Source organism: Methanocaldococcus indicus, from assembly GCF_049554935.1.
Lineage (GTDB): Archaea > AGJL01 > Methanococci > Methanococcales > Methanocaldococcaceae > Methanocaldococcus > Methanocaldococcus indicus.
The window spans coordinates 393,874-419,905 of the sequence record NZ_CP186926.1 but is presented as its reverse complement, the minus strand read 5'-3'; the positions used below and the strand labels follow the sequence as shown (position 1 = coordinate 419,905).

The window sequence follows — 26,032 nt, the reverse complement described above, 5'->3', positions numbered from 1 at the left end:
ATCTCACCCTTTTATCATTTTTATGAGTTTTTGAATTGCTGGATGAATGTATTTCTCATCTATAACTAAAACTGCTGGAAGGAAGAATATAGTTAAGAAACAACAACTTGCTATCCCTAAGGCACAAACTTTTCCTAAGTTTGCCATCATTGGTAATGGAGCTATAGTTAAAGCCAATAAACCTGCAATTGTTGTGGCAGCACTTGCTAAAACTGATGAACCAGCAAATCTAACAGTTGTTATTGCTGATTCTTCTGGAGATTTTCCATTTTCTCTTTCCTCATTGTATCTACTTCCAAAGTAAATACCATAATCAATCCCCAACCCTAAAACTAAAGAACCAACAGCAGCAGTAGCCATATCTAATGGAATCCCAAACAATCCCATAAAGCCCCCAGTCCAAATTAAAGCTAAAACTAATGGAGTTAATAATAGGACAGATGTTAATCTTTTGAAGTGTATAAGAATTATAAAGAGAATAGCTATCATTGCAACAGCTGTAGTTATGAATTGACTTTCATTCATCAATTTTCCAATTAATGCTCTTAAAACTGGAGTTCCTGTAGGAATAGCTTCAACTCCTGGAGGAAAAGGAGTTTCTTTTATTCTTTCTTCCATGGCTTGGACAAAAGCTTTATTTTTCTTTTCATCTGCTCCAACATCTGTGAATACTTGAATTGTTAGCATAGAGTAATCTTTATTAAACATCTTTTCTCTTTCAGATGGAGGAAGTTTTTGGAGTAAGTTATTGACTGTGTCTATACTTTTTGGAACTACACCTCCATTCATCTGTGTAAGAATATCAACAGGAGAAGTAACTTTTGTAACTCCGTCTATTGTCCTTAAATTTTCTTCTAACATTTTAACAGCTTCTAAAACCCTTGGGTCTCTAATATCTACAACTTTATCTGTACAATCTGATGGAACTACTTTTACTGCTATAATTGCTACATCAGTTCCACCAAATTCATCTCTAACCTCATAAATCTCTTTTACTTCTGGGAGATTTTGAGGTAACATTTTTTCAAAAGATGTTTGCTTTTTTATGTGGGGAATTTGAGTGGCTAATGCTAAGGTAATAAGAAGAACAATAGCAAGGACTAAAAATGGTTTTGTTGCTGAAAAACTTCCAATTTTTTCCATTATATCTCTTAATTTCATAACAATCACTTATGACTCTTTTTCTAATTCTTCCAAGCATTTCAGTATTTTATTTGAAATCTTTTTTAATCTTTCAATCTTTTCTAACTTTTCTTTTGGAATATTTGTATTCTCAAGCTCATTATAATACTCAGAGATTATGTTGTATTTTTTCTTTGCAATGTCTTTAATTGAGGAAAATCCATCCTTAGCAATATAGTAATTTTTCCTTTCCCCAGCAATCCAAACTTTCTTAATAAAACCAAGCTCTTCCAACTTTCTTAAAGACATACTAACATTTCCTTTGCTAATTTTCAGTTCTTCCATGATGTCCTTTATTGATAATGGCTTATCAAAAATAAACAAGATCCCATAAACTGCTCCAACAGATTTGTTCAATCCATGTAGCTTAGCAAGTTCTGCAAACATCTCCACAACTTTCTTTTTATATTGCATATATCTCACAATATTCAAAATGTTCAAAAATTTTTGAACAATATATTAGTTACGGAAATATATAAAGTTTATTTTTATTAAAAGAACGATATATAATTATAAATGTATGTATGATATATTAAAAATAAAAAATAAAAAAAATAGAAATTTAGTGTTCTATTTGGTATAAGAATGTTGGTAGTGGTGTCTCATTAAGTTTTCCTTCTTTTGCAAGTTCATAGATTTTCTCTGACCAATTACCAAAGCATTTACTCCATCCAGGTAATTGAACTCTTTCATACCAGTGTTTTAATTTCAGCTCATCTACACCTTGTTTTGCATATTTTATAGCTAATGTTTGATTTCCTAATTTTGCACTTGTGAATGCAGCCATCTCTGTACCTAAGAAGTAATAGTTTTCATGTGCTATACTTCTATCTGAAACATTCCAGTAAGTTGCTAAGTAATTAAAATCATGTAAAGCTTTTTCATAATAGGATTTGTTCCCTGTAACTTCTCCTAAATAATAGTACGCTAATCCTCTTTCATAGTATCCAACTGGAATATCTCCTGGATAGTCATCTCCACCTTCAGGAGTCATTGCTGTTGAGAATTTAACATTTTCTAATAGATGTTTAATTGCGTCTTCTTTATCTCCTCTTTTCATATCAACCATTGCAATATATCTATGAGCCTCACCAACATATGGAGAGTCTGGATAATCATTTATTATTTTGTTACATAAATCTACAACTTCATCATATTTACCTAACTCATATGCTGAAACAGCAGTTGGCATCATACCTAAGTCTATAGACCAGTGTCCTTTAATTCCAAGGTCATCTATGAATTTATGTCCATATTTATATCCATCTTCAAAGTATTTTGGATTAGCAAATTCTGCATTAATAATGTATGCCCATATATAGTGTTCATAAGCTGGTCCTTCTGGATGAATATTTACTGATATATTGTAGTAATATAAGGACTTTGGAAACTCTCCCATAGCTAAATATGTTCTTGCAATGTTTGCATATAATGCTGCAACTCCACCTTTACCTCCATACTCCCTTATAACATCTACACCATCCAATGCTTTAAAGTAGTTAGGTAAAACTTTTTCTTTTCTATCTACATATGAATCATAGTAGAAGTAGTTAGCATCTCCAATTCTTTCGTATCCTAATGGTTTTGCTTCTGGCAAGAGCTCCATAAATTTATGTATGCAATATATTCCTTCATTATAATATTTTGTATCTTGTGGAACTCCATCCTGTGCATAGGTATGAAATGGGAACTTATCATAATGGTGGAAATGATCTTGATTTATATAGACATTTGCTAAGTTATACCAAGCCCAGGGATAATTAGGGTCTAAACTAATAGCCTTTTTTAATAAAGCTTCTGCTTCTTTATATTCAGTCATATTATCATTTGCTATAGCATCAGTTACTATTGGTATTGCTTTATTTGTTAATTCTATTGCTAATGCTTCTCTTGTATATTTCTGATAGGCATCTACTGCTAAAACTCCTGCTATTAATAGACATATAATTCCAATTATATAGTACATCTTTGGATTCATTCAATATCACCTTACTCATTTTAAAATTTATTTTATTTTAAAATTTTTGTAAAAAAAATTATGCTATACTTTGGAAGTAGGGTTTTATAAATTTGGCAATATATCTTGCTACAATATCACCTATAAACCCTGAAATTATGGATATTATAAATGCAATTATAACGCCGTCAATTGTATATTGTGGTCCCCAAGATGGATATTTTGCAAACAAATAAAAGCATATCCAATTAAAGACCATAAATGCTGACAATCCTACAGCACCGTTAAATCTCTCTGTTAAGTAACCAATTAAGAAACCTGAAATTATACCAATAACACTATACCAAACAGGGACAACAACACTAAACCAAGGTTCAGTCATAAGATAAAATCCAGTCATAAACAATGCTGTAACAATTCCATAATATTTTCCACATATCTCTTTACTCAATACTATCCAAAATATCCATTGAATACCTCCAAATATTGTAGGACCTAAAAACGGTGCAGATAACCATTTAGCAAAAACTGATTCTCCACCCATTAAATAGCTAATCCAATATCCACAACATGCAAATAAGAAAGCTATACCTATTTTTAGAATAACTACTGATAAATTGCTATTACCATATGCATTTTCTACAGATGTCATTAAGTTTCACCTTCTTAATAAATGATATATGCCTATCTTTCATTTGCTTATATGTAGTTCTTGCATCACCTAATGTATCATCTGTAAGATAAACACAAGGAGATTGTTGGCAGTCCCATCTTACAAACATACAATTTAATAGTATTCTACATGGTGTTGTGTGAGGTAAAGGAGGATATATTCTTATTTTTTTTCCATATTTCTCTATTAAATCATTTATGAATTTCTTTTCCTCTTTTGAGGATAAACCATATTTCTCTTCTATATACAAATCAAATAACCTATGAAGAACTATTCCATCTACTCCAAGATTAATACCAGCTTCTACAATTTCTGGAATCTCTTCTAAATTTCTCCTAAACATTGTTATATCTATGTAGGTATCTAATTTCAGTCCTTTTTTTTCTTTTTCATTTATGAGCATTTCTATATTAGATATTACTTTTTCTTTACCTTTTAAGGAAAATATTCCAAATGCAATCTCATCTAAACCACTATTAAGTACTTCGTCTAATCTCTCATCTAACAATGTACCATTTGTACATAAACTTGCTTTTACTCCTAAACTTTTAACATACTTTACCATTTCAAACAAATTTGGATGTAAAAAACTCTCTCCCCAACCATGTAAAGCTACTTCTTTGAAATCTTTTATAGGCAATTTTTTGAAGTCTTCAACACTTATACTACCTTTTGGTCTCTTCCAATAATTCCTTAAACATATGTCACAATTACAGTTACAGTCATTAGTAACCTCTACTTGTAATATCTTAGGTTTTATTAAAAATGATATCATAGGTATTACCTCAAAAAAATAAAAAAATAATAATAAATAAATTTATGATCTATTTGCAACTTTTGAGTTTAAAACATCTTTAAATATGAATCCAACAGCTCCTATAATAGCTGCTATTCCTAAAACTTGAGCTAAGGTAAATGCTGTTAATAATGTTGAAGAACTAACTGCTATTGTTGCAGATACTGGAGCACACATCTATTATCACCTCCAAAAAATTTTATAATTAATTAAGGCTATTTATTGAGTAGCTACTGCTTCAGATTTTACTGAAGTTGAAACTTTTGCTGAAACTATAGCCCATACTCCAGTAATTGTTAAAAAAACCATTCCCATTATTTGTGGTAATACTGCACTTAATGTTGGAGCTCCTAATCCAGCAGTTACTGCTATTGGGGCACACATCTATTATCACCTCCAAAGTTTTCTGAGTATTATAGGTAACTTTATAATATATAAAGTTTTATATATTATTCCCATAGTAAAAATTTTATAATAGATTGCGTATAACTCATAATTATATTAAATTAAATAAAAGAGATGATTTCTTTAATAACTTTATTTATATACTCATCTAACAACTTTTTTCCAAGATTTATATCTAATTTAACTCCAAATTTTTCAACTTTTTTTGCCTCATTATCTATATCCTTGTTTTTCTCTCTTGCTTCTTTTAATCCAACCATTCCAACCTCTGGATACTTCCCAAAGTTGTTATGCTCTTCCAAGCTACCTTTATAAATCCCTAAAACATAACCAATAGATACCTCTTCTGTTCCTGCATGTGTTAATGGAAAATTTAATAGCTTTATTTTTACATTATGTTTCTTCTCTAGATCTTCTAATTTATCTTTTATAAGAATATTTCCTCCATGACAATTAACAATAACAATTTTCTCAATTCCTATCTTTTTTCCTTCATTAATTATAAAATCTAAATATTTTATAACATCATCAACAGAGTTATGAATGCCATGTTTAACATAACTGTATTCTGTTGATGGAATAACAACACCTAAAAATTTAGCTCCAGTTTTTATACAAGAAATTAAAGAGATATATGAAGCAATTTTAATATCTGTATCTATTGGTAAAACAGCTCCATGATTTTCTAAAAAAGAACCTAATGCAATAACACCAATTTTATGGACTTTTTCATTTACAACATTTCCAGAGGAATATCTTAGATTCATAGTATCATTCAATTTTAGCCAAATTCTTACCAAATTCATATAATTTATTTAAATCTTCTTCTTTTGGAGAGAATTTAACTTTTAAACAATCATCATCTACAATTTTATAATTTAACCTTTTAAATACTTCTTTAATTTTCTCTGTTGCTACTTCATACCAGCCATAAGAACCAAAAGCAACAGCTATTTTTCCTGTTGGATTTAATCCTTCCATATATGCTAAAAACTTAGCAACTTCAGGATATAAGTTTTTATTTAAGGTAGGTGAGCCAACTAATAAATATTTGGCTGTTAATATCTCAGATATAATCTTACTTACAGGAGTTTCAGTTAAATTGTATATTTTTACATTCACTCCTTCTTCTATTAATCCATCAGCAATAGCATAAGCCATTTTTTTAGTTGAGTTATACATTGTATCATAAACAATTACTGCCTTATTACTAACTTTTCCAGAAGCCCAATCAATATAATACTTTATTATATCATCAATATATTTATTCCAGATAATTCCATGAGAAGGAGCTATATACTCAATCTCTAACTTAGTGAGCTTTTCAATTACATTGTTTATTAAGAATTTGTAAGGCATTAAAATATTTGCAAAGTATTCTCTTGCATAGAGAAATATATCTCCTCTAACTTCATAGTCAAATCTTTGAGATGATGCATAATGTTGTCCAAAGGCATCATTTGAGAATAAAATTTTATCTTCAATTAAATAAGTAACCATATTTTCAGGCCAGTGTAACATAGGAGTTTTAAAGAATTTCAAAGTTCTTTTACCAATATTTAACTCTTCTTCATCATCAACAACTAAAAACTCCCAACCCTCAGTGTTGTAATGCTCTTCTAAATGTTCCTTTCCTTTATCATTTGTTACTATCTTTGCATTAGTTATTTTCATTAACTCAGGAAGTGCCCCAGAGTGGTCTTTTTCAACATGATTTATAACAATATAATCAATATCATTAGGATTAACCAATTTTTTTATGTTGTTGATTAATTCATCAGCTTTATGGTCTTTAACAGTATCAATTAAAGTTATTTTTTCATCTAAAATTAAATAAGAGTTGTATGTTGTCCCATTGTCTGTATTGTATCCATGAAAATTCCTAACATCCCAATCTATTGCTCCAACAAAATAAATATTCTCTTTTATTTTTCTTATCATATATCTTCACCAAATTATTTAATTATCTTAAAAAATATTTAAAAGGTTATAATTTGGTAACCTTCATCCAAATATTTCTTTAAACTTATATGTCCAAATAAATCATTCTCTAATAAGAATTCAAATTTATCTTTTAAAGAATTATTTTCTAAGCTTAGCTATTCTTTGCATAACAAGTATATCTATTTCTTGCTAAACTTTCTCCCACATAAGCTTTTAAAAGATTTAAAATAGTTTTTTTCATAGTATCCCAAATATTATAATATTTCTACTCAACTGGCTCAAAGTATTCTTTTGTTACATTTCCTCTACAAACAGGACATCTAAAACTATATCTAAAACTATCTGGCAATTCCTCAAAAGGAGTCCCAGGTGGAATATTTTGGGAAGGCTCTCCTTTTTCAGGGTCATAAATCCATCCACAAACTCTACATCTGTATTTTTTTAATTCCTTTTTTTCTTCTTTTTTACTAACTATATTCAACTCAACCATGCCCATACCCCAAAATATAATTTTTTGAAGGAAATGATTATTAAATTATTCTAATTTTTTATAGCAGAACCACCAGTCATAACATTCTATTTCTCCTTTTTTACAAGCTTCTTCTCTTTGCTTTTTCTCTTCAATACTTGAAGCTGGTGGTATAATAACCTTATCACCTAATAAATCATTTTCTGGCCAATTTGCAGGTGTAGCTACACCATACTTGTCAGAGGTTTGTAGGGCTTTAACAGCTCTTACTATTTCATCTAAGTTTCTACCTATTTCTTGTGGGTAATAGATGATAGCTCTTATAACTCCTTTATCATCAACTATAAATACAGCTCTTACTGTATTTGTTCCTTTATAAGGAGATACCATTCCTAACTTTTTAGCCAATTCTCCCATATCATCAGCAATAATTGGGAACTCAATCTCTACTCCTAACTTTTCTTTTATCCATTCTACCCATTTTATATGGCTAAATACTTGGTCTATACTTAAACCTATTAATTCACAGTTTAACTCTCTAAATTGGTCATATCTTTTTTGGAATCCTACAAATTCAGTTGTACAAACAGGAGTGAAATCAGCTGGATGACTAAATAATACAAACCATTTCCCTTTCTCTACATAGTAATCTGGTAATTTTATAACTCCATGAGTTGTCTTAACCTCTACTTCTGGGAATTTTTGTCCTATAACAACTTTGCAGCATTCTTTCATTTCTTCACACATAATTTCACCTTTATTCTTTCTTTTCAATTAAGCATTTATTTGCTAACTTCATAACTAAATCTTCAACATCTTTAATTGGAAAGTCATTATCAGTTAATAATTTAACCAATTCTGCTGCTTCAATGTCTCCACAAGGTAATGATATTCCACATGGTAAAGCATTAGCTAATTCTGTTCTATTTTTAATTGGAAAAACATCCTTATCTTTGAAGTATTCAGCTAATCTTAACTTAAACTCTTGAATATCTCTTAAAGCTTCACTTAATGGATGGTTTGTTGTTATCATAGTTACATCAATTTTAATGTCTATTCTATCTTTCTAAAAGCATTCTTCCCTAATCCACATTGAGGACATCTAAAAGTATCTGGTAGTTCTTCCCATTTAGTCCCAGGTGGAATATTTTGAGAAGGTTCTCCTTTATCTTCATCATAAATCCATCCACACATACATTGATATTTTGCCATCTTATCACCAAAATATGGTTTGTAGATTACTAATATATTTAATTTATCATTCTAAATTCGTCAAAAATTTTATGAATTTATTCTATTTTAACCTCTTTCTCAAATTCCCAAACACCATATAGGTTACATCTCATTAAAGCTCTTAATTTAAAAGATTTGCCTTTATGACTTTCATTTGGAGCTTTTACTTTAAAAACAACTTCTGGCTTTAAAAATTGGGTAAATTCAGCCCTTCCTAAGTAAATATCATTCATAAATAGTTCTACTCACTGAATATAATGGTTATCTTCCATAGGATGCTCAACTTCTGTATATATTCTTACTTCAAAAATTTCATCTGCTTTTACTGAATCTCTACAATCAATAAATGATGTATGTTTTTTCTCAAAATCAGTTCCTTCTTTTAGTCTGTTAATTTTGTGGAAGTAATTCATAACTCTTACAATGTTTATAATTTTTCAAGTATCTTCATAGCTTTTACATAAGCAGGAACTCCACTTGTTAATAGAACAATCCCTAAGACATCCATAATCTCTTCTTTTGTAATCCCTAACTCTTTCATTCCACTTTTCATCTGTTTTTCTGTTGCTTTTTCATCACACTTAGCTGCTACTATAGCAATAGCAACTAACTTTAAAGTTTTATAATCTAAAACTTTTCCAGAATAAACAGTATCATTTAGTTTAGCTATAATTTCATATACATCAGGTCTTTGTTCTTTGACAACTTTAATTCCTTCTCCATAGAATACTTTATTTTTCATCTTATCACCTCTTAAATAGTAGCTCTTATTATCATTTTATTTATAGCTTTTGATTTTTTTCAAATCAAAAAGTTAATATGTCACTATAAATATGAATATTTCAATATATATTTATAAAAATATATTATATTAATATATTCATTTATATTCAGCAGTTAAAACTTCTCTAATTTTTTTAGCTCTTTCTTTTCCTACTCCTTCAACTTTGATTAATTCCTCTTCCTTAGCTGTAAAGACATTTTCAACAGTTTTAAAATGTTTAAGTAGATTTTTAGCCAATGCTCCACCAACTTCTGGGAGAGATTGGACAATAAACTCCTGTCTCTCTTTTAGAGTCATTGGTTTTTTCCCAGCTCTTATTAAAATAGGTCTTTTTTCTTTTATTTGTTCTTTTTCAGCTATTTGAACTAAATAAGATATAGTTTCATCTAAATCCTTAGTAAATATAATTGGAATTGAGTAATCTAATATAATAGATAAAATAGCACCTCTTATAGCATTTTCATGCAATCTTTTTTTATAATCTCCTTCAATAATTAAAATAGGTTTTTCATATCTTTTTAGTTCTTTTAGCTGATTAAATAACCTTTTGTCAATTATAGAATTTATAAAATCTTCTCCTGTTTTTCTTTCAACTACAACCCTATCACTTAAAACAAAATCACCAACATCAAGAGTTTTTATTTCCACATCTACTTTATCTGATAAATATTTAGCTATTCCTTTTTCTCTAACATCAACTATAATTTTAGCTTTTTTCTCTTTTTTGTTATCTATTTTAGTTAGTATAATATTATTCTCACTCTCTATACTTTCTTTCTCCTTGCTCTTTTTTTCAGCAATTTTTAAATAATCTAATATTGTTTTTGGTTTTTTTATTTCATCTTTTTTCTCTTCTTTTATTTCATTGTTAATTTTATTATGGCTCTCTTCATTGTCTTTTTTATCTTCTTTATTGGATTCTTTATCTTCTTGAATGTTACTTTCTTCTAATTTTCCATATTTCTCTTCTAATCTATTTTTAATTTCTTTATAAATTTCCCTTAATATTCTTTTCATTGCTCTTTCTTTATATAGAGAAGCTCTATAATATGCCTCATCACTTGTCCCTTTGGCTATGAGGACATAACAAATCCCTCCCTCTCCTCTCATTGCCCTTCCTCTTCTTTGGATTAATCTAATTTCAGATGGAACTGGTTCATAAAAAATAATATAATTAACAGATGGGATATCAATCCCTTCCTCAGATACACTTGTTGAAACTAAGACATTTCCTTCCTCCTTAAACTTTTCTATTGCTTCTATCTGCTCTTTTTGGCTCATTCCTTTTCCTTCCTTGTTGGATTGTCCAACAAACCTTATAGCTTTTATTCCTTCTTTATTTAATAGTTCTAAGAGTTTCTCAACAGTTGCTCTATATTGTGTAAATAAAATTATTTTTTCATTTGGATTCTTTTTTAAGATTTTTTTAATTAGTTCTAATACTTTATTTAGTTTAGGATGCTCAACATTTGATTTTTTTAATAATAAGACAGCTTGTTTTACATTTTCATCATTAACTATTGCCCTTGCTGACTTACTTCTATTGTTCTTTAATTTTTCAATATAATCTAAGAAGATACTTTTCCCTTGACTCTCTAAGAGTTCCTTAGCATGCATTAATTTTAATGCCTCTGAACATACTCTAATCAAATCATACTTTATAGAATCATCATAAGCAAAAAGTTTAGGATTTAATTCAATTAATTCTGTTTTTGTTATTTGAATGGTGTCTATTGCTCCATTTTCTTTTAAAAATTTTAATCTTTCTTTTATTGCTTTATCTAATAATTTTAGTGCTTTTTTAAATTCATTAGGTAGTTCTATCCTAATTGGATAAAGCTTTACCTTAGCTATATATGGTTTAACATCCTCATCATCTTCATCTCTCATTTCAATATGCTGAATATTTAAGTTCTCACAAATCTCCATAACTTTTTCTATATCACTTCCAGGAGAGGCTGTTAAAGCCAATATGTGACATTTATCCTTAAATTTCTTAGCTACAAATGCATAGGCATGATTTCCAACAGTATGATGAGCTTCATCAGCTATAAGTAAGATAAAATCATCTATATTTATTCTATTTGAAAGAATATCATTCTCAATAACCTGGGGAGTAGCTATAATAATTTTAGCTTTTTTGTAAATCTCTTCTCTTTTTTTTGGTGAAATTTTTCCTGTTAAAGCTACAATTTTATCCTCATCAATATTTAAAATCTCTTTTAATCTTCTATAATGTTGCTCAACTAATGGCCTTGTTGGAGCTAAGATTAAAATTTTCCCATCTTTTTTTGTTAAAATTCCTGCTATAACTAAAACAGCTATTGCTGTCTTTCCTAAACCTGTTGGAATAACAACTAAGGTATTCCTTTTTAGTGCATTAGCTGCTATCAACTGCTGATATAATCTTGCTTCTAATGTGTTTGGTTTTATTAGAGGATGATTTATATACTTCATTTCCTACTCCTCTGAATTTCATATATCTGTTTTACATCATCCAATGTGTTTATATCATCTTTCCCTTTATCAAATCTAAATCTTACAACTCTCGGAAATCTTAGAGCATATCCTCCTTTATACTTATCAGATTTCTGTATCTCTTCATAAGCAACCTCTAAAACAATCTCTGGCTTTACTACTACTTCATCTCCTAAATCCTCTAATATAATTTTATCAATTTCCTTTTTTAACATCTCTAAATCTTCCTCACTTAATCCAGTTCCAACATGTCCAATAGAATAGAGATTCCCTTCTTCATCTCTTACAGCAATTTCAAAAGAGCCATACCAATCTTTTCTCTTACCCATACCTTTCTTAGCTTTTATAATAACAACATCCAAATTCTCCAATGTTGGTTTAAACTTATACATTGTTCTAACTCTACTTCCAGGAGTATAAGGAGCTTTTAAATTTTTAATCATAACTCCCTCATGTCCTATATCTAAACTCCAATTGTAGAATTCTCTTGCCTCATCCACTTTATTAGTAACTAACTTATAAGATATATCAATTATTTTGTGTTCTTTAAGCTCTTTTTCAATCTTTTCTCTGTCTTTCTTCCAATCATTCTCATAACCTACAAACTCTTCTAATGCTTTTCTTCTATCTTTAAAAGGTATATCAATATAGGACTTTCCATCTTTATAGAGAATATCAAATAAATAAACTCTTAAATTTATTTCCTTTGAAATTTTATGTATGTCATACTTTCTTTTAATCCTTCTTAAAATATCTTGGAAAGGTCTTGGCCTACCTTCCTGAATAGCTACACATTCACCTTCTACTATAAACTCTCCAGGAAGCTTTTTAAACTCATTAACAATCTCAGGAAGAGAGTTAGTTATATCTTCCAACCTTCTACTGTAAATTTTGACTTTATCATCTTTTTTGTGTATTTGCACTCTTGCACCATCATACTTAGTTTCAAACTGAGCTGTTCCCATCTCTAAGAGAGCTTCTTCAATTGATGGAGTTAGTTGAGCCAACATTGGTTTTATTGGTCTAAAAACTTGAATAGTTAAAGATTCATCTAATTCATTTTTAGCCAACTTTTCAGCTAATAATCCAATATCATTAACAACAGAGTAAATCTTCTCTAACTTTTCCTTTGGAACATTGTAATATATTGAGAGTGCTTCCAATATAGTTGGAACATTCATTCCTATTCTCATATCTCCTAAAATTAACCTTGCTAAGTATCTACTTTCCAAAGGATTAGCTCTAACAAATAAACTACTTATTAACCTTAATTTTTTCTTTTGAGAACCTTCTCCTTCAATTTCTGCAACTCTTTTTAATGTTTTATAAACATCTTCAACTGTTAGAGGTTGATAAAATAGTAGATTTGTTCCCTTCTTCTCTTTTTTTAATTTTTCAACTGCTAATCCTATATCTCCTGTCTCATGAATAGCTTTTAAGAGTTTATCCTTATTTATTCCTGATGAGACTATTGCATTTATTAAAAGTTTCTCTCCAACTCCTAACTCCTTCTCATCCCACTCTGGAAAAACTCTTCCAATAGTAATATAACATATCCTCTTTAAATCCTCTGGATTCTTTACTTTGTCAATTAACTTAATAAATTGTGCTCTTTTTTCTAATCTCTTGGTAGTATTTTCTATATTTCTAAAAATTTCACATACATCCTTCCATAACATACTATATCACACTAAAAATAAAAAATCATATAAAATTATTATAAAAATAATTATTAAAAATTATTTATTTCAGTGTGAATGTTATGTTTATAATTGACCCATTTTGTGGTATTAGTGGAGATATGTTTATTTCAGCTTTTTGTGATTATATAGATAAAGAAGAACTATTTTTAACAATAAAAAAAGTTGTAGATGTTGATTTAGAGATTGTAAAAGTAAATAAGAGAGGGATTTTGGCTAATAAACTAATAATTAATTATTATGATGAATGGAACTACAACTATAAAGAAATATATAATTTAATAAAAAATTCAAATATTGAAAATAATATAAAAAAGACATCTCTAACTATGCTAAAAACCTTAGCTGAGGTTGAAAGTAAAATTCATAATGTTGATTTGGAAGATGTTCATTTCCATGAATTGGCAAGTTATGACACTGTTGTGGATTTAGTAGGGGCAAGCTATATTATAAATAAATTGAACTTAAAAGATAATTCTTTTTATAGACCAATAAACTTAGGAAATGGTTTCATAGATATTGAGCATGGAACTTACCCAGTTCCTCCTCCTGCTGTTGCAGAGCTCTTAAAAAATTTTAAAGTATTCTTTTCAGACAAAAATTTTGGGGAACTAACAACACCTACAGGAGCTGTTATAATAAAATATATAAATCCTAAGATAATAAGTGGGGATTTTGAAATATTAAAAGTTTCTTATGGTGCAGGAGAGAAAGATTTAGATATTCCAAATGTTTTAAGAGTTTTTAAAATTAAAAAGGAAAATATTGAAAAAGTTGCAATCTTAGAGAGTAATGTTGATGACACAACAGGAGAAATTTTAGGGAACTTGTTTGAGGTTTTAGATGTTAAAGATTTGCATTTTATTCCTACATATATGAAAAAAAATAGGCCAGGATATATTATTAGAGCAATAGTTAGTAGAGAAAAAGCTTATGAAACAGCAAAAAAGATAATGAAAGAAACAGGGACTATTGGAGTTAGAGTTTTTTATTCAGATAGATTTAAGGCTGATAGATATACAAAAACAATAAAAGTGTTAGATGAAAATGTTAGAATTAAAGTTTCATGTATAGATAATGAAATAATCAACATAAAACCTGAATTTGAAGACCTAAAAAAATTATCTAAAAAGTATAATTTAACTATTAGAGAGATTTATAATATTGTTAAAGAAAAAATAAATGAGGAATTATTATGACAAAGGTTTATGAGTATATGACAAAAAAGGTTTATACACTATCAAAAGATGATACTGTTAAAGATGTCATTGAACTAATAAAAAAGACAAAACATGGCTCTTTTCCTGTTGTGGAGGATGGTAAGTTAGTTGGAATAGTTTCAGTTAGAGATATTGTAGGAGTGGATGAAAATGAAAAAGTTGAGAATATAATGACAAAAAGAGAGAATATGGTTGTAACACATCCAAATGAAAATATTATGAATGTTGGAAGGATTATGTTTAGAACTGGTTTTTCAAAACTACCTGTTGTAGATGAAAATAACAATTTATTGGGAATTATATCCAATATGGATGTTATTAGGTCTCAAATAGAAAAAACAACACCAAAAAAATTAGAAAATATAATAAAGACATATAAAACATTGGGTTATGATGTGAAAGTTGAAAGGAAAAAGGTTGAAGTTGAGAAACTTCTCCCTACTCAAAATAAGATAGATTATGATGAATACTTAGGTAGAATCTATGAGATAAAAAAAGGTTTAGCTGAGCCAATAATTGTAATTAAAAGAAATAATAATGATAAATATATTTTAGTGGATGGGCATCATAGAGCAGTTGCTGCCTATAACTTAGGAATTAAGGAGTTAGATGCTTATGTTGTTTATGTAAATACTGATAAAGAACTTGGTATAGAAAAAACTGCCAAAAACTTTGGTTTAAAAAGTTTGAAAGATGTTAAAATAGTTGATGAGAATAATTTAAATATAAAAATGTGAATGAGTATGATAATTAGAGGAATAAGAGGGGCTAAAATAAAAGATGAAGTATTTAATATAAAGGAGAAACAACTTTTAAATGCAAAATTTATAGCGACAGAGAGGCATATCTTACAAGCTATATATCAAGCAAAAACTAAAAAAAATATAGCAAAAGATTTTTGGATGGAGATATTAGTAAGAGCTTCTGGGAGAAGGCAGATAAATGAAGCAATAAGGATATTTGGAGCAAAAGATGGAGATATATGTGTTGTTTGTAAAGATGAAGAAACATTTAAAAAAATCCATAATATTGTTGGTGGAGAAGTAGATAACTCTGTTTTAGATTTAAATGAAGAAAAAGAAAAGGCTATAAGAAATATATTCAAAATTAAAGGATATGGTTCTACTGTTGAGAGAGTTTTAGAAAAAATAGCTCTAATGGAGGTTAAGAAAGAATGATTCCAAAAGGTTTTAAATTGAATGGAATTAAAGAAGATTATGGTTTATCAATAATTTACTCTGAAAAAGAGGCAGTAGGTTATGGAGTTTTTACACAAAATAGAGTAAAGGCTTATCCTGTTTTAATTTCTCAAGAGTTAATAAAAAAGAAGGACAAATTTAGAGTTATAGTTGCAAATAGTGGTAATGCAAACTGTTACAACAAAAATGGTTTATTGGCATGTAAGGAAATGATAAAAGATGTTTCAAAATATTTAGATGTTAATGAAGATGATGTATTAATAGCTTCAACAGGAGTTATTGGTAGAGATGCAAATATTGAAAAATTAAAAGATTTAGTTTATAGAGTTTCTAATTTAGTTAAGAAGGAGAGTAATGTTGAGAATACTGCTAAGGCTATAATGACAACAGATAAGTTTCCTAAGTATATAGCTAAGAGCTTAAATATTAATGGTAAAGAGGTTAAAATTTTAGGAATAGCAAAAGGAGCTGGTATGATACATCCAAATATGGCAACTATGTTATGCTTCATTATAACTGACTTAAAGATAGACAGAGAGGAATTAAAAGAGGTTACTGATGAATGTGTAAATAAGACATTTAATAACATCTCTGTGGATGGGGATACATCAACAAATGATACAGTTTTTATTTTAGCTAATGGAGAGTGTGGAATTGATTATAATGAATGTAAAGAAGAATTTAAAAAAGCTTTATATGAAATTATGGACTATTTAGCTAAGAAGATAGTTGAAGATGGTGAAGGAGCAACTAAGTTGGTAGAAGTTGTTATAAAAAATGCTAAAAATGTAGATGATGCTAAAAAAGCTGGAAAAGCAGTTATTAATTCCCTTTTAGTTAAAACAGCTCTTTTTGGTAATGACCCAAATTGGGGAAGAATTTTAGCAGCTGTTGGATACAGTGGGGCAGATTTTAAAGATATTGATATTATTCTCTCTAACTATAAAGAAGATGTTTATTTAGTTAAAAATAATGAGCCATTGGCAGTTGGGGGAGAAATACTAAAAAAAGCTGAAAACATAATAAAAAATAAAAAAATTAAGATAATTATTGACTTAAAAGTTGGTGATGTTGAGGAAAAATTCTATGGCTGTGATTTAAGTTATGAATATGTCAAAATCAATGCAGAATATACCACATAAGGCAGTTGTTGTAATTCCAGCATACAATGAAGAAAAAAATATTTTAAAAGTTTTAAATGATTTAGAAAAGATTAAGATAGATGTTATAGTTGTAGATGATGGCTCAAAAGATAAAACTTATAAAGTAGTTGAAGATTATAAAAAAAACTCTAAAATAAAGGTTTTCTTATTAAAAAATAAAAAAAATTTTGGAAAAGCTAAGAGTATTGAGAAAGGTGTTAATTTAGCATTATCCTTGGGATATGAATATATAGTTTTTATGGATGGGGACTATCAGCATAAGCCAAAAGATATTCCAAAGCTTTTAAGTAAAATAAAAGATGCAGATGCAGTTTTTGGTATTAGAAGATATAAAAATATTCCTTTTTATAGGCAGATTTCTAATTTTTTAGCTTCTCTCTTAATATCTTTACTGATATCCCTTTATGTAAAAAAAATTTATATTTTTAGAGATATACAGTGTGGTTTTAGAGTTATCAAAGCTGAATTTTTAAGAGATATGTATTTTGGAGAAGGTTATGCTGTGGAGCATTTAGTAGCTATTCAGTTAGCTAAAAGAAGAGCTAAAATTTTGGAGGAGTATGTAGATATAGAGTATCATGATGAAGCTATATCATATATAACAACAAAAAAGATTTTAGATGTTATAAAACAAGTAATTAAATATATTGTTGTATCTTAAACAGTCTCTATATTTTCAACAAAAATTTTTCCAGCTTTTGCTTTTTTACTCTCTTCTTTTTTAAAAATGTCACATTTTCCAGCAACACAGAAATGTTGTAATCTCAAACCTAAATCTATCTTATTAAACTCTTTACCTAAAAACTCTTTAATAACTTCCTTGGCAGAGCCACAAATAGAGTCCCTAATTACTATATAATCAACTATTTTATTATCTTTAAGTTTCACTTCTATTTTTGGCTTTCCAAAGTATTTTAAAAACTCTTTTAGTTGAGGATACTTATCAATATAGTTCTTTAAATATTCTTCATCTAACTCACATAAAAGTTTAGGAGCTATACAATTACCAAACTTTTCAATTTGCCTCTTAAAACCTTCTCCACCCCAAAATCCTAATATAACATAAGCTTTTGGATTTAGTTTTTTAATTTTTTCAACAATCTCATAGGATAAATTTGGATTTAAATATAAAATAAATAAATCATAATCTTTTAATTTTTTAATAATATCTTTATCAATCTCTATATCAACATCTCCATAATACTTCACAATTAAAAAATCAGTAGGAAATTTCTCTTTAATGTTATTATATGCTCTCAATCCATATTTACCTTCTGATAAAATAGCAACTTTCATTTATACTCACATTTGTTTTTTTAAAATAAAAAAAAGTGATTTTCATCCTCCAAGAGGCACGATTTTAGCGCAAATCTAACTCCACATCCTATAAATTTAATAAAAAAGTTTCCATCCTCCAAGAGGCACGATTTTAGCATGGGAGAAAAAGGAAGAATATGATTATTATAAATTCCATCCTCCAAGTACTCTGCATTTTTAAGACATTCTTCTGCATCTTCTTAATATGATTATTATAAATTCCATCCTCCAAGAGGCACGATTTTAGCGGTTATTTGGGTTAAGAGTTTCAGAAGTGGCAAAATATTCCATCCTCCAAGAGGCACGATTTTAGCTCGTAATCAGATGATATATTAAACACTCTAAAATAAAAATTCCATCCTCCAAGAGGCACGATTTTAGCGGGCACATTTTAGACATAATAACATTAACGACATTCTCTAAAAATATTTATGAAACAAAAAGGGCTTATTGGCACATTTTAGACATAATAACATTAACGACCTTCTCATATATAAGCTTTTCTACATAAAAATTTTTTGAAGGGTAGGTTTCCCTATTCATTTATATACCTTTGAACTTTTATAAAAATCTTTCTATTCCATATTTTTCAATTAAAAATTTTTTATATTAAAAAATCAACTCTATTTATTGGAGATTTTCAAATATTAAAAGGAACGACATAAAACACCTAAAAATCTCAATAGATTATATAATTAGAATATATAAAATATTCAAAATACAGACCCCTCTGAATTTCCCTAAAAATCCTCTAAATTGAAAATAATCAACTAAAACCCAATAAAATCAAAAAATAAAAATTTTTAGCGTGATAATTGTTATCCAAATATATAAATTATTACAAAGTAAATATATTAAAAGTTCTAAACCATTTTATAATAAAAAGAAACTAAGGATTATTATAAGGTGAAACATTGAGGATAGTTTTTGATTTAGGTGGCTCTGTTATAATGCCTGAAAATCCATCATCAGAAAAGATAAAAGAATATGCAAAGGTTTTTAAAAAATTAAAAGATGAAGGTCATGAGATTGCTATTGTTGTAGGTGGAGGAAAGACAGCAAGAGATTATATAAGATTAGCAAGAGAGTTAAATGCTAATGATTCTCTGTGTGATACTTTGGGAATACTTTCTACAAGATTAAATGCATTAATATTGGCTATTGCTCTAAATGATTATAGTATAAAAAAGATTCCTACAAATTTTGAAGAAGCTGAAATAATCTTATCTACTGGAAAAATTCCTGTGTTAGGAGGAACTCATCCAGCTCATACAACTGATGCAGTTGCTGCTGGATTAGCAGAGTTTATTAATGCTGATTTGTTAGTTATTGGGACTAATGTTGATGGTGTCTATAACAAAGACCCAAAAAAATTTAAAGATGCTAAAAAATACAGTAAGTTGAGTTTTGAAGAACTTGTTAATATTGCTATTTCCTCTTCCCTGAAAGCTGGAAGTTCTTCTGTTATTGACCCTTTAGCTGCTAAAATTATTGAAAGGGCTAAAATAAAGACAGTTGTTGTAAAAGGAGAACCAGAAGAACTATTAAAAGCTGTTAAAGGAGAAAGTGATGGAACAGTTATTGAGTGATTGTTATGGTTGAGAAACATAGACATTGTTTAAATTGTGGTATATCTATTCCCCCAGACCAACTTTTTTGTTCTGAAAAGTGTAGATTAGAGTATATAAAAAGAAGAAAAAGAATGATGAGATTAAACTATATGTTTTTAGGTATAGCTATTCTAATTATTATATACTATGTTATATCAGTTAGCTTAAAATAAAGGTGAGATAATTGGCAAGTTTTGACTTTTTCTTTTTTATTTTCTTTTTCTTTCTCTTTTTGTATCCTGAGATGATGATGAGATATAGAATAATGAAGAGATTGAGATGTATAAAAGAACTTGAAAAAGAGAGAAAAAGTAGAGTTATAGCTATGATTCATAGGCAGGAAGTTCTTTCTTTGTTTGGAATTCCTATTTATAGATATATAACTATTGAGGATAGTGAAGAAGTTTTAAGGGCTATAAGATTAACACCTGATGATATGCCAATTGACTTAATTATTCATACTCCTGGGGGTATAGCATTAGCTGCTGAACAAATAGCTTTAGCTTTAAAGGAACATAAAGCTGAGACAAGGGTTATAGTTCCACACTATGCAATGAGTGGAGGAACTTTAATAGCTTTGGCAGCAGATAAAATAATTATGGATAAAAATGCAGTTCTTGGGCCAGTTGACCCTCAACTTGGACAGTATCCAGCAGCATCAATATTAGAAACATACTATAAAAAAGGAGAAAAATTGAGTGATGAAACACTTATTTTAGTAGATATAGCTAAGAAGGCTATTTCACAAATGGAAGATTTTGTATATAACCTATTAAAAGATAAATTTGATGATAAAAAAGCAAAAAAGTTGGCAAGAATTTTAACAGAGGGAAGATGGACACATGACTATCCTTTAACTGTTAAAAAGTTGAGAGAGTTGGGAATAGATATTGATACTAATGTTCCAAAGAAAGTATATAAATTGTTAGAGCTCTATCCTCAACCTAAGACAAATAGACCATCTGTCTATTATATCCCAGTTCCATACAATAACAAAAGAGATACTTATGAAAATAAAAATTGATAATTTAGTGTTTGATGTTGAAGTAGCAGATAATTTTATAAAAAGAGCTTTTGGCTTAATGTTTAGAGATATTAAAGATAAAGGATTATTATTTCTATATAAAAGAAGGAAGATATCAGTTCATACTTTTTTTGTTTTTTACCCTATTGATATTCTTTTTATAGATAATGATATTGTTGTTGAAACTACAACATTAAAACCTTGGAGATTTTATAAGTGTAAAAAATATTCAACAGCTATGTTAGAGTTTAAGTCTAAAAATATTAATTTAAATGAACTTATAGGAAAGAAAGTAGAATATATAAAATAATTAATTAACGAAAAATATTTATAGGGGTTTTACTATTTCTATACATTGCTCTTCTTGTAAGGACCCGTAGCCTAGCCTGGATAGGGCACCGGCCTTCTAAGCCGGGGGTCGGGGGTTCAAATCCCCCCGGGTCCGCTATTTTTTTGCTCCGGTGGTGTAGCCCGGCCAATCATGCGGGCCTTTCGAGCCCGCGACCCGGGTTCAAATCCCGGCCGGAGCACTATTTTATTATATTTAGTATTTTATTGATTAATTTAAATATATAGATATGCATTTAAAAATAAAAAATTAAATCATTATTGAGAAATCTTACAAACAATAGGATTCTTTAAGATAGATAAGACATCTTTTAACTGTCCTTTCTTTACTATACAAAATACAGTTTTTCCAAGCATAGACTGAGAAGCTCCTAAACAAATCTTATTTAAATCTTCACATATCTCTTTTATCTCATCATCTATTAAATTAGTTTCATTAGCAAATCTGTAAGATAGTTTTATAAAGTTCTCTAATGTTGGATTTAACAACAGTTCATCTAAGCATAAGTCTCCACTTAAATTTATTCTTTTTGTAAGTTCTGGATTAGTTAGAATATCTTTTGTTTCTTTTTCTCCTAAAATTTCTAAAACTATATAATAATCTTCCACTCTTACAGGAACTCTCTTAACAACAGTAGGAAATCCTGGAGATAATCTAATAACAAATCCTTTAATAGCTTGGGCTATAACATCACCTAATCCAGTGTTGCATTCAACCTCTGCAATATGAGCCTTTTCAATAGGTAACTTTAAAATTTTTGTTAATGCTAAACTACATGCCCCAGACATTCCTAATCCACTACCTAAGGGGAAAGGAGAGTAAAAATACACATCAAATATATTCTCAGTTTCCTCTTTTAGAATCTTTTTTACAGGACATATATCAGCTCTTTTATCATTGTAGTATATCTTTCCAGTCCCATCTTCTAATCTAATCTCTACTCCTTTATCTAATGTTATTCCAGCCCCTGTAGAGCCAGATTTTATAGGAATTTTTTCCTTATGTATTGTAAAAAATCCTGTAATGTGGGCAGGAATTATCATTTATCTTCCCCAGAATATATTTCCTGTTAATTTCCGCATTAATTCCATATATTTTAATAATGCTTCTTTTTCATCTTCTCTCAACTTATCTCTATATTCATGATACAACTTCCTAACATGCTCTTCAGGAACTTTAACATACATTATGTCTCCTTCATCTACATGCCTCTTTAATGTACATCTCCCATCTATTGATATAGAGACAGCTTGTCCTTCTTTTGCTTCTTTCACATTCTCATTCCTATATTTAATTTCCTTAACATATCCTAACTCCATACCATCCTCTCTCATTAATGGCACTCCTACTTTTAATGTTCCTTCTAAAACTTCAACTCCACAGATAGCAGGAGATTTTTGTCTAAATATACAATCTGGCAATATTCTTACTATTGCTGGTTTTATTAATTTTTCAAATTCTTCTCTTTCTCTTCTTTCTTTTTCTTTCTCTATCCATTCAGTTAAATCCTCTACAATCTTATAAATTATATTGTCTAAGAATATCTTTACTCCTTTGTGTTTTTCTAACTCTTTTTCAGCATCTGGGAGAATCTTAACATTAAATCCTACTATAACTGCATATAATGGATTATCTTGTAGATATGATGCTGCTTCAATAACATCCTTTTTAGATATATCCCCTACCTCTGCTTTTTTGATTTTAATGCCTGCCTTTCTTAATTCATTACATAATGCCTCTAAACTACCCAATGTATCTGCTTTAACTATGATTCCTTCATCATCAACTTCTATCTTTGCCTCTTCAACCTCTTTTATAACCTCCTGTTTTGCCTCCTCTATCTTATCCTTTGGCACAATCCTTATAGGACATCCAGCAATAACTTTATCTAAATCAGGAGCAGCTATTTTAACTCCAGCAGCTGCAACAACTTCATTAACTGGCTTAAACTTATCTCTTGGGTCTCTCATTTCATCCAAAGGTTTTGGCTTTAAAAGAGCTTTAACTCTTGTAACTAAAACTTCATTGTTTGGCAAACCAACAACTAAATAATCTCCTCTCTTAGCAATACCATCATAAATAATTACATCAATTGTTTTCCCTAAACCTTTCTCCTCTTTAACTTCTAAAATTGTCCCTTTTGCATAACCTTCTACATTCAACTTTAATCTCTCTTCTAAAAACTTCTGTGCAAGTCCTGCAACCATCATTAATAAATCTGGGATACCTTCTCCTGTCTTAGCAGATACAGGAATTATACAGACAGTTTTAGTTAAATCTTTAACTCTTGAATATAAATCTGCATCAAATCCTTTCTCATTGAGTGGTTTTATAATATTTTCATACAATCTAATTTCAAATTCTGTTAATGCATTAGGATGTTGAACTTTTTCATTGAAGTTTAATATAAAAGGATAATCTTCTTTAGAGTTCCAACCTGGAATTAAATCAATCTTATTAGCTGCTACAACAAATGGCGTCTTTGTCTGCATTAATATATTTAAAGCTTCATGTGTTTGAGGCATAAATCCTTCATTCATATCTACAACTAAAATAGCTAAATCTGCTAAAGCACCTCCTCTTTTTCTTAGAGAAGTGAAAGCTTCATGTCCAGGAGTATCTATCATCAAAATTCCAGGTATTTTTAAATCAGCTTTTAACATCTTTAATAAATCTCCACAAACCTTCTTTATTACATCAATAGGAATCTCACTTGCTCCAATATGCTGAGTCATTCCACCTGCTTCTCTCTTAGCAACTTTTGTTTTTCTTATTTTATCTAATAGAGTTGTATTATGAACAACTACACCATTAGCTATAAAGTTCTCTGTTTCCACAGATAAATCATAGACATATCCATCATAATCTATAAATTCAATATCTTCAATCTTATCAAAAGATATATTATTAACTAAATTTAAGATATATTCTTTATCTTCCTCTCCAAACTCCTTATTCTTCCATATATTAAGAGCTTCTTTTCCTAATTCAGTTAAATTATCATTTTCTATTAAACCATCTTCTAAAAACTCCTTATAGTATTTACTACTTTTATCCAAACTCTCTAAAACTCTAATTTTTTCATCTAAATTTTTAGGATTTAGGTTTTTAATGAACTCTTCTATAATACTTTTGTTTGGGACAATTTCCCCATTTTCAATTTTGTTATAATTCTCTATATCTACCTCTTCCTTTGTTAATCCAAATAAAATCCTTAATCTCTTTAAATCTTCAAATATTGGATAATCTTCAGTATCATTTTTTATTGTTGCAATGTAATCTCCAACATTTAAAAATTCTCCTTTTTTCCAACCTAAATTTGTTAAGAATGGATGTTCTAATGTGGTTATAACCTCATAATTTTCTGTTTTTACTTTAACTAATTTTCCAACATGTCTCAATTTCCAAATATACAATGAATTTATTTCTTTAACTTTTCCATCCTTATCTAATGAATAAACATCAATATCTAACTTTTTAATAATTTTTTTATTGTCTTTATCAACAATCTCATTACTTATGTTAAATAATTCCTCTATTTCTATTTCTCCATATTTTGTTAAAATCTTACTTTTAGGATGGACACATTTTCCATGGTCAACGTGTCCTAAAACACTCACAATAGGACATCTTAATTTAGGTGTTTCTTTTTTCTTCTTTTTAGCCATAAAAATCCCCTTCAAATATATGTAGGTTGATAGTTTTTAAAAGTAAATTATTATAAAGCTCAATACTATTAAAATTATACGGATTATTAAAAATAATTTAAATTCATTGATATTTTTCTAAGTTTAGTAAAACTTTCTTATAGTATTTTTTTAAATGATTTAAAATCTTATCTCTATTCTTAAATATATCTTCGGGATATTCTACTTCTAATATACAATAATCTATGTAATCTCTTAACCTTATAGCTCCTTCTGTAAAATTTCTTAAAAACTCCTCTAAGATTTCAACTTTCTTTATGTCCTCTAAATCTACCTCTCTATAAAATCTTGTTAATAGACATGTTTCTTTTGGAGGAATTTCAATATTGTTGTTTTTGGCATAATCTAAAATATCTCTTTTCCTAATTTTAAATTCTACATAGGGAGAAACTACATTTAACTCTTCCTTAGCTTTTAAACCTTTTCTATCTTCAAATATATCATCATAGTTAGTTCCATCAACAACTAAATCATGGTTCTCAGTATCCTTTATCTCATTTAAAGTTTCAAAAAACATCTTCTTGCAATAGTAACATCTATATTTATCATTTTTTATTATTTCATTTATATTAATTACTCTAAGATTTAATTTGTATTTTTCTGCTAACCTTATAGCATTTTTTAATGAATAGTTAGATATATAGGGAGTTTTTATGAATACATTTAGAATATTAGCTACTTCACTCAATAAGATAGCTAAAACTAAGCTATCTATTCCACCAGAATATGCTAAAACTATCCTTTTTCCTTTATACTTATCTTTAAGCTTTTCAAAAGAGTCCATAAGTAATCACTTAAATCTTATATCTTAAAAAGATATTT

The 26,032-nt window shown here is 28.6% G+C and carries 29 protein-coding genes, 2 tRNA genes and 3 pseudogenes; 11 read left to right on the top strand and 23 right to left on the bottom strand.

Annotated elements, in window-relative coordinates; all coding sequences use genetic code 11:
* Positions 1-3: 3 nt before the first annotated feature.
* The 19 genes and pseudogenes from ACPB8Q_RS02435 to ACPB8Q_RS02345 all read right to left on the bottom strand — a co-directional run bounded on the left by ACPB8Q_RS02435 (position 4) and on the right by ACPB8Q_RS02345 (position 13,600).
* Entirely contained in the window at positions 4-1,161 is a 1,158-nt protein-coding gene (locus ACPB8Q_RS02435; RefSeq protein ID WP_423793084.1) for an efflux RND transporter permease subunit, read from the bottom strand.
* 9 nt (positions 1,162-1,170) lie between these two features.
* Positions 1,171-1,596: a GbsR/MarR family transcriptional regulator gene (locus ACPB8Q_RS02430; RefSeq protein WP_423793083.1), complete on the bottom strand. Its 426-nt coding sequence runs from the start codon at positions 1,594-1,596 to the stop codon at positions 1,171-1,173.
* A 148-nt stretch (positions 1,597-1,744) separates the two neighbouring features.
* Positions 1,745-3,160: a tetratricopeptide repeat protein gene (locus tag ACPB8Q_RS02425; protein WP_423793082.1), complete on the bottom strand. Its 1,416-nt coding sequence runs from the start codon at positions 3,158-3,160 to the stop codon at positions 1,745-1,747.
* 58 nt (positions 3,161-3,218) lie between these two features.
* A complete protein-coding gene (locus ACPB8Q_RS02420; protein WP_423793081.1) occupies positions 3,219-3,791 on the bottom strand; it encodes a hypothetical protein in 573 nt (190 codons plus the stop codon).
* A complete protein-coding gene (locus tag ACPB8Q_RS02415; RefSeq protein WP_423793080.1) occupies positions 3,763-4,587 on the bottom strand; it encodes a radical SAM protein in 825 nt (274 codons plus the stop codon). Before ACPB8Q_RS02415 ends, ACPB8Q_RS02420 begins: the two co-directional genes overlap by 29 nt.
* 42 nt (positions 4,588-4,629) lie before the next feature.
* The gene (locus ACPB8Q_RS02410; protein WP_423793079.1) at positions 4,630-4,785 is read right to left on the bottom strand and encodes a hypothetical protein; all 156 of its coding nucleotides are present in this window, start codon (positions 4,783-4,785) and stop codon (positions 4,630-4,632) included.
* A gap of 42 nt (positions 4,786-4,827) precedes the next feature.
* Positions 4,828-4,992: a hypothetical protein gene (locus ACPB8Q_RS02405; RefSeq protein WP_423793078.1), complete on the bottom strand. Its 165-nt coding sequence runs from the start codon at positions 4,990-4,992 to the stop codon at positions 4,828-4,830.
* Positions 4,993-5,114: 122 nt separating this feature from the next.
* A complete protein-coding gene (arfB, locus tag ACPB8Q_RS02400) occupies positions 5,115-5,780 on the bottom strand; it encodes a 2-amino-5-formylamino-6-ribosylaminopyrimidin-4(3H)-one 5'-monophosphate deformylase (RefSeq protein ID WP_423793077.1) in 666 nt (221 codons plus the stop codon).
* Positions 5,781-5,784: 4 nt separating this feature from the next.
* The gene (locus ACPB8Q_RS02395; protein ID WP_423793076.1) at positions 5,785-6,954 is read right to left on the bottom strand and encodes an FprA family A-type flavoprotein; all 1,170 of its coding nucleotides are present in this window, start codon (positions 6,952-6,954) and stop codon (positions 5,785-5,787) included.
* Between the two features lie 38 nt (positions 6,955-6,992).
* A pseudogene (locus ACPB8Q_RS02390) lies at positions 6,993-7,091 on the bottom strand (DsrE family protein); the annotation flags it as partial.
* Positions 7,092-7,117: 26 nt separating this feature from the next.
* A pseudogene (locus ACPB8Q_RS02385) lies at positions 7,118-7,198 on the bottom strand (rubrerythrin family protein); the annotation flags it as partial.
* A gap of 24 nt (positions 7,199-7,222) precedes the next feature.
* A complete protein-coding gene (locus tag ACPB8Q_RS02380) occupies positions 7,223-7,447 on the bottom strand; it encodes a rubredoxin (protein ID WP_423793075.1) in 225 nt (74 codons plus the stop codon).
* A 45-nt stretch (positions 7,448-7,492) separates the two neighbouring features.
* Positions 7,493-8,173 (bottom strand): peroxiredoxin, encoded by a 681-nt coding sequence (locus ACPB8Q_RS02375; RefSeq protein ID WP_423793074.1) that lies wholly within the window; start codon positions 8,171-8,173, stop codon positions 7,493-7,495.
* A 10-nt stretch (positions 8,174-8,183) separates the two neighbouring features.
* The gene (locus ACPB8Q_RS02370; RefSeq protein WP_423793073.1) at positions 8,184-8,459 is read right to left on the bottom strand and encodes an MTH865 family protein; all 276 of its coding nucleotides are present in this window, start codon (positions 8,457-8,459) and stop codon (positions 8,184-8,186) included.
* A gap of 20 nt (positions 8,460-8,479) precedes the next feature.
* The gene (locus ACPB8Q_RS02365; protein ID WP_423793072.1) at positions 8,480-8,638 is read right to left on the bottom strand and encodes a rubredoxin; all 159 of its coding nucleotides are present in this window, start codon (positions 8,636-8,638) and stop codon (positions 8,480-8,482) included.
* A gap of 77 nt (positions 8,639-8,715) precedes the next feature.
* A pseudogene (locus ACPB8Q_RS02360) lies at positions 8,716-9,072 on the bottom strand (class II SORL domain-containing protein).
* Positions 9,073-9,086: 14 nt separating this feature from the next.
* On the bottom strand, positions 9,087-9,401 hold the full coding sequence (locus tag ACPB8Q_RS02355) for a carboxymuconolactone decarboxylase family protein (protein WP_423793071.1): 315 nt from the start codon (positions 9,399-9,401) through the stop codon (positions 9,087-9,089).
* A 138-nt stretch (positions 9,402-9,539) separates the two neighbouring features.
* The gene (locus ACPB8Q_RS02350) at positions 9,540-11,900 is read right to left on the bottom strand and encodes a DEAD/DEAH box helicase (RefSeq protein ID WP_423793069.1); all 2,361 of its coding nucleotides are present in this window, start codon (positions 11,898-11,900) and stop codon (positions 9,540-9,542) included.
* Positions 11,897-13,600: an ATP-dependent DNA ligase gene (locus ACPB8Q_RS02345; protein WP_423793068.1), complete on the bottom strand. Its 1,704-nt coding sequence runs from the start codon at positions 13,598-13,600 to the stop codon at positions 11,897-11,899. Before ACPB8Q_RS02345 ends, ACPB8Q_RS02350 begins: the two co-directional genes overlap by 4 nt.
* A gap of 83 nt (positions 13,601-13,683) precedes the next feature.
* Here ACPB8Q_RS02345 and larC point away from each other — a divergent pair, with 83 nt between their 5' ends.
* Genes larC through ACPB8Q_RS02320 form a run of 5 tightly spaced genes read left to right on the top strand, consistent with a single transcriptional unit; the run spans position 13,684 to position 17,864 of the window.
* Positions 13,684-14,820, top strand: a complete 1,137-nt coding sequence (gene larC / locus ACPB8Q_RS02340; protein ID WP_423793067.1) for a nickel pincer cofactor biosynthesis protein LarC — start codon at positions 13,684-13,686, stop codon at positions 14,818-14,820.
* The gene (locus ACPB8Q_RS02335) at positions 14,817-15,578 is read left to right on the top strand and encodes a CBS domain-containing ParB/RepB/Spo0J family partition protein (RefSeq protein WP_423793066.1); all 762 of its coding nucleotides are present in this window, start codon (positions 14,817-14,819) and stop codon (positions 15,576-15,578) included. Before larC ends, ACPB8Q_RS02335 begins: the two co-directional genes overlap by 4 nt.
* A 6-nt stretch (positions 15,579-15,584) precedes the next feature.
* A complete protein-coding gene (gene cgi121, locus ACPB8Q_RS02330; RefSeq protein ID WP_423793065.1) occupies positions 15,585-16,019 on the top strand; it encodes a KEOPS complex subunit Cgi121 in 435 nt (144 codons plus the stop codon).
* Positions 16,016-17,182, top strand: coding sequence for a bifunctional ornithine acetyltransferase/N-acetylglutamate synthase (gene argJ / locus ACPB8Q_RS02325; protein WP_423793064.1), 1,167 nt, complete (start codon positions 16,016-16,018; stop codon positions 17,180-17,182). The genes cgi121 and argJ overlap by 4 nt, the downstream gene beginning before the upstream one ends.
* Positions 17,163-17,864 (top strand): glycosyltransferase family 2 protein, encoded by a 702-nt coding sequence (locus tag ACPB8Q_RS02320; RefSeq protein WP_423793063.1) that lies wholly within the window; start codon positions 17,163-17,165, stop codon positions 17,862-17,864. Before argJ ends, ACPB8Q_RS02320 begins: the two co-directional genes overlap by 20 nt.
* On the opposite strand, the gene ACPB8Q_RS02315 is transcribed toward ACPB8Q_RS02320, so the two are convergent.
* Entirely contained in the window at positions 17,861-18,499 is a 639-nt protein-coding gene (locus ACPB8Q_RS02315) for a DUF166 family protein (protein ID WP_423793061.1), read from the bottom strand. The genes ACPB8Q_RS02320 and ACPB8Q_RS02315 overlap by 4 nt on opposite strands.
* 935 nt (positions 18,500-19,434) lie before the next feature.
* On the opposite strand from ACPB8Q_RS02315, the gene pyrH reads away from it, so the two are divergent.
* The 6 genes from pyrH (at position 19,435) to ACPB8Q_RS02285 (ending at position 21,684) form a co-directional block, all read left to right on the top strand.
* Positions 19,435-20,109, top strand: a complete 675-nt coding sequence (pyrH, locus tag ACPB8Q_RS02310) for a UMP kinase (protein WP_423793060.1) — start codon at positions 19,435-19,437, stop codon at positions 20,107-20,109.
* A gap of 5 nt (positions 20,110-20,114) precedes the next feature.
* Entirely contained in the window at positions 20,115-20,303 is a 189-nt protein-coding gene (locus tag ACPB8Q_RS02305; RefSeq protein ID WP_423793059.1) for a DUF2116 family Zn-ribbon domain-containing protein, read from the top strand.
* Between the two features lie 11 nt (positions 20,304-20,314).
* Positions 20,315-21,154, top strand: a complete 840-nt coding sequence (locus tag ACPB8Q_RS02300; protein ID WP_423793058.1) for an SDH family Clp fold serine proteinase — start codon at positions 20,315-20,317, stop codon at positions 21,152-21,154.
* Positions 21,138-21,464, top strand: coding sequence for a DUF192 domain-containing protein (locus ACPB8Q_RS02295; RefSeq protein WP_423793057.1), 327 nt, complete (start codon positions 21,138-21,140; stop codon positions 21,462-21,464). The genes ACPB8Q_RS02300 and ACPB8Q_RS02295 overlap by 17 nt, the downstream gene beginning before the upstream one ends.
* Before the next feature lie 60 nt (positions 21,465-21,524).
* Positions 21,525-21,599 (top strand) — tRNA-Arg (locus tag ACPB8Q_RS02290).
* A gap of 10 nt (positions 21,600-21,609) precedes the next feature.
* Positions 21,610-21,684: transfer RNA gene (locus ACPB8Q_RS02285), tRNA-Glu, on the top strand.
* A gap of 76 nt (positions 21,685-21,760) precedes the next feature.
* On the opposite strand, the gene ACPB8Q_RS02280 is transcribed toward ACPB8Q_RS02285, so the two are convergent.
* The 3 genes from ACPB8Q_RS02280 to larE all read right to left on the bottom strand — a co-directional run bounded on the left by ACPB8Q_RS02280 (position 21,761) and on the right by larE (position 25,994).
* Positions 21,761-22,546 carry a pantoate kinase gene (locus tag ACPB8Q_RS02280; protein WP_423793056.1) on the bottom strand — a complete coding sequence of 262 codons (786 nt, stop codon included), beginning with the start codon at positions 22,544-22,546 and terminating at the stop codon, positions 21,761-21,763.
* Positions 22,547-25,171, bottom strand: coding sequence for a translation initiation factor IF-2 (infB, locus tag ACPB8Q_RS02275; protein ID WP_423793055.1), 2,625 nt, complete (start codon positions 25,169-25,171; stop codon positions 22,547-22,549).
* A gap of 103 nt (positions 25,172-25,274) precedes the next feature.
* The gene (gene larE / locus ACPB8Q_RS02270; protein ID WP_423793054.1) at positions 25,275-25,994 is read right to left on the bottom strand and encodes an ATP-dependent sacrificial sulfur transferase LarE; all 720 of its coding nucleotides are present in this window, start codon (positions 25,992-25,994) and stop codon (positions 25,275-25,277) included.
* Between the last annotated feature and the right edge of the window lie 38 nt (positions 25,995-26,032).

Bases quoted from the DNA above. Each gene is read 5' to 3' on its own strand.
- ACPB8Q_RS02435 (WP_423793084.1), bottom strand. From the start codon at position 1,161: ATGAAATTAAGAGATATAATGGAAAAAATTGGAAGTTTTTCAGCAACA.
- ACPB8Q_RS02430 (WP_423793083.1), bottom strand. From the start codon at position 1,596: ATGCAATATAAAAAGAAAGTTGTGGAGATGTTTGCAGAACTTGCTAAG.
- ACPB8Q_RS02425 (WP_423793082.1), bottom strand. From the start codon at position 3,160: ATGAATCCAAAGATGTACTATATAATTGGAATTATATGTCTATTAATA.
- ACPB8Q_RS02420 (WP_423793081.1), bottom strand. From the start codon at position 3,791: ATGACATCTGTAGAAAATGCATATGGTAATAGCAATTTATCAGTAGTT.
- ACPB8Q_RS02415 (WP_423793080.1), bottom strand. From the start codon at position 4,587: ATGATATCATTTTTAATAAAACCTAAGATATTACAAGTAGAGGTTACT.
- ACPB8Q_RS02410 (WP_423793079.1), bottom strand. From the start codon at position 4,785: ATGTGTGCTCCAGTATCTGCAACAATAGCAGTTAGTTCTTCAACATTA.
- ACPB8Q_RS02405 (WP_423793078.1), bottom strand. From the start codon at position 4,992: ATGTGTGCCCCAATAGCAGTAACTGCTGGATTAGGAGCTCCAACATTA.
- arfB (WP_423793077.1), bottom strand. From the start codon at position 5,780: ATGAATCTAAGATATTCCTCTGGAAATGTTGTAAATGAAAAAGTCCAT.
- ACPB8Q_RS02395 (WP_423793076.1), bottom strand. From the start codon at position 6,954: ATGATAAGAAAAATAAAAGAGAATATTTATTTTGTTGGAGCAATAGAT.
- ACPB8Q_RS02380 (WP_423793075.1), bottom strand. From the start codon at position 7,447: ATGGTTGAGTTGAATATAGTTAGTAAAAAAGAAGAAAAAAAGGAATTA.
- ACPB8Q_RS02375 (WP_423793074.1), bottom strand. From the start codon at position 8,173: ATGTGTGAAGAAATGAAAGAATGCTGCAAAGTTGTTATAGGACAAAAA.
- ACPB8Q_RS02370 (WP_423793073.1), bottom strand. From the start codon at position 8,459: ATGATAACAACAAACCATCCATTAAGTGAAGCTTTAAGAGATATTCAA.
- ACPB8Q_RS02365 (WP_423793072.1), bottom strand. From the start codon at position 8,638: ATGGCAAAATATCAATGTATGTGTGGATGGATTTATGATGAAGATAAA.
- ACPB8Q_RS02355 (WP_423793071.1), bottom strand. From the start codon at position 9,401: ATGAAAAATAAAGTATTCTATGGAGAAGGAATTAAAGTTGTCAAAGAA.
- ACPB8Q_RS02350 (WP_423793069.1), bottom strand. From the start codon at position 11,900: ATGAAGTATATAAATCATCCTCTAATAAAACCAAACACATTAGAAGCA.
- ACPB8Q_RS02345 (WP_423793068.1), bottom strand. From the start codon at position 13,600: ATGTTATGGAAGGATGTATGTGAAATTTTTAGAAATATAGAAAATACT.
- larC (WP_423793067.1), top strand. From the start codon at position 13,684: ATGTTTATAATTGACCCATTTTGTGGTATTAGTGGAGATATGTTTATT.
- ACPB8Q_RS02335 (WP_423793066.1), top strand. From the start codon at position 14,817: ATGACAAAGGTTTATGAGTATATGACAAAAAAGGTTTATACACTATCA.
- cgi121 (WP_423793065.1), top strand. From the start codon at position 15,585: ATGATAATTAGAGGAATAAGAGGGGCTAAAATAAAAGATGAAGTATTT.
- argJ (WP_423793064.1), top strand. From the start codon at position 16,016: ATGATTCCAAAAGGTTTTAAATTGAATGGAATTAAAGAAGATTATGGT.
- ACPB8Q_RS02320 (WP_423793063.1), top strand. From the start codon at position 17,163: ATGCAGAATATACCACATAAGGCAGTTGTTGTAATTCCAGCATACAAT.
- ACPB8Q_RS02315 (WP_423793061.1), bottom strand. From the start codon at position 18,499: ATGAAAGTTGCTATTTTATCAGAAGGTAAATATGGATTGAGAGCATAT.
- ACPB8Q_RS02305 (WP_423793059.1), top strand. From the start codon at position 20,115: ATGGTTGAGAAACATAGACATTGTTTAAATTGTGGTATATCTATTCCC.
- ACPB8Q_RS02295 (WP_423793057.1), top strand. From the start codon at position 21,138: ATGAAAATAAAAATTGATAATTTAGTGTTTGATGTTGAAGTAGCAGAT.
- ACPB8Q_RS02280 (WP_423793056.1), bottom strand. From the start codon at position 22,546: ATGATAATTCCTGCCCACATTACAGGATTTTTTACAATACATAAGGAA.
- infB (WP_423793055.1), bottom strand. From the start codon at position 25,171: ATGGCTAAAAAGAAGAAAAAAGAAACACCTAAATTAAGATGTCCTATT.
- larE (WP_423793054.1), bottom strand. From the start codon at position 25,994: ATGGACTCTTTTGAAAAGCTTAAAGATAAGTATAAAGGAAAAAGGATA.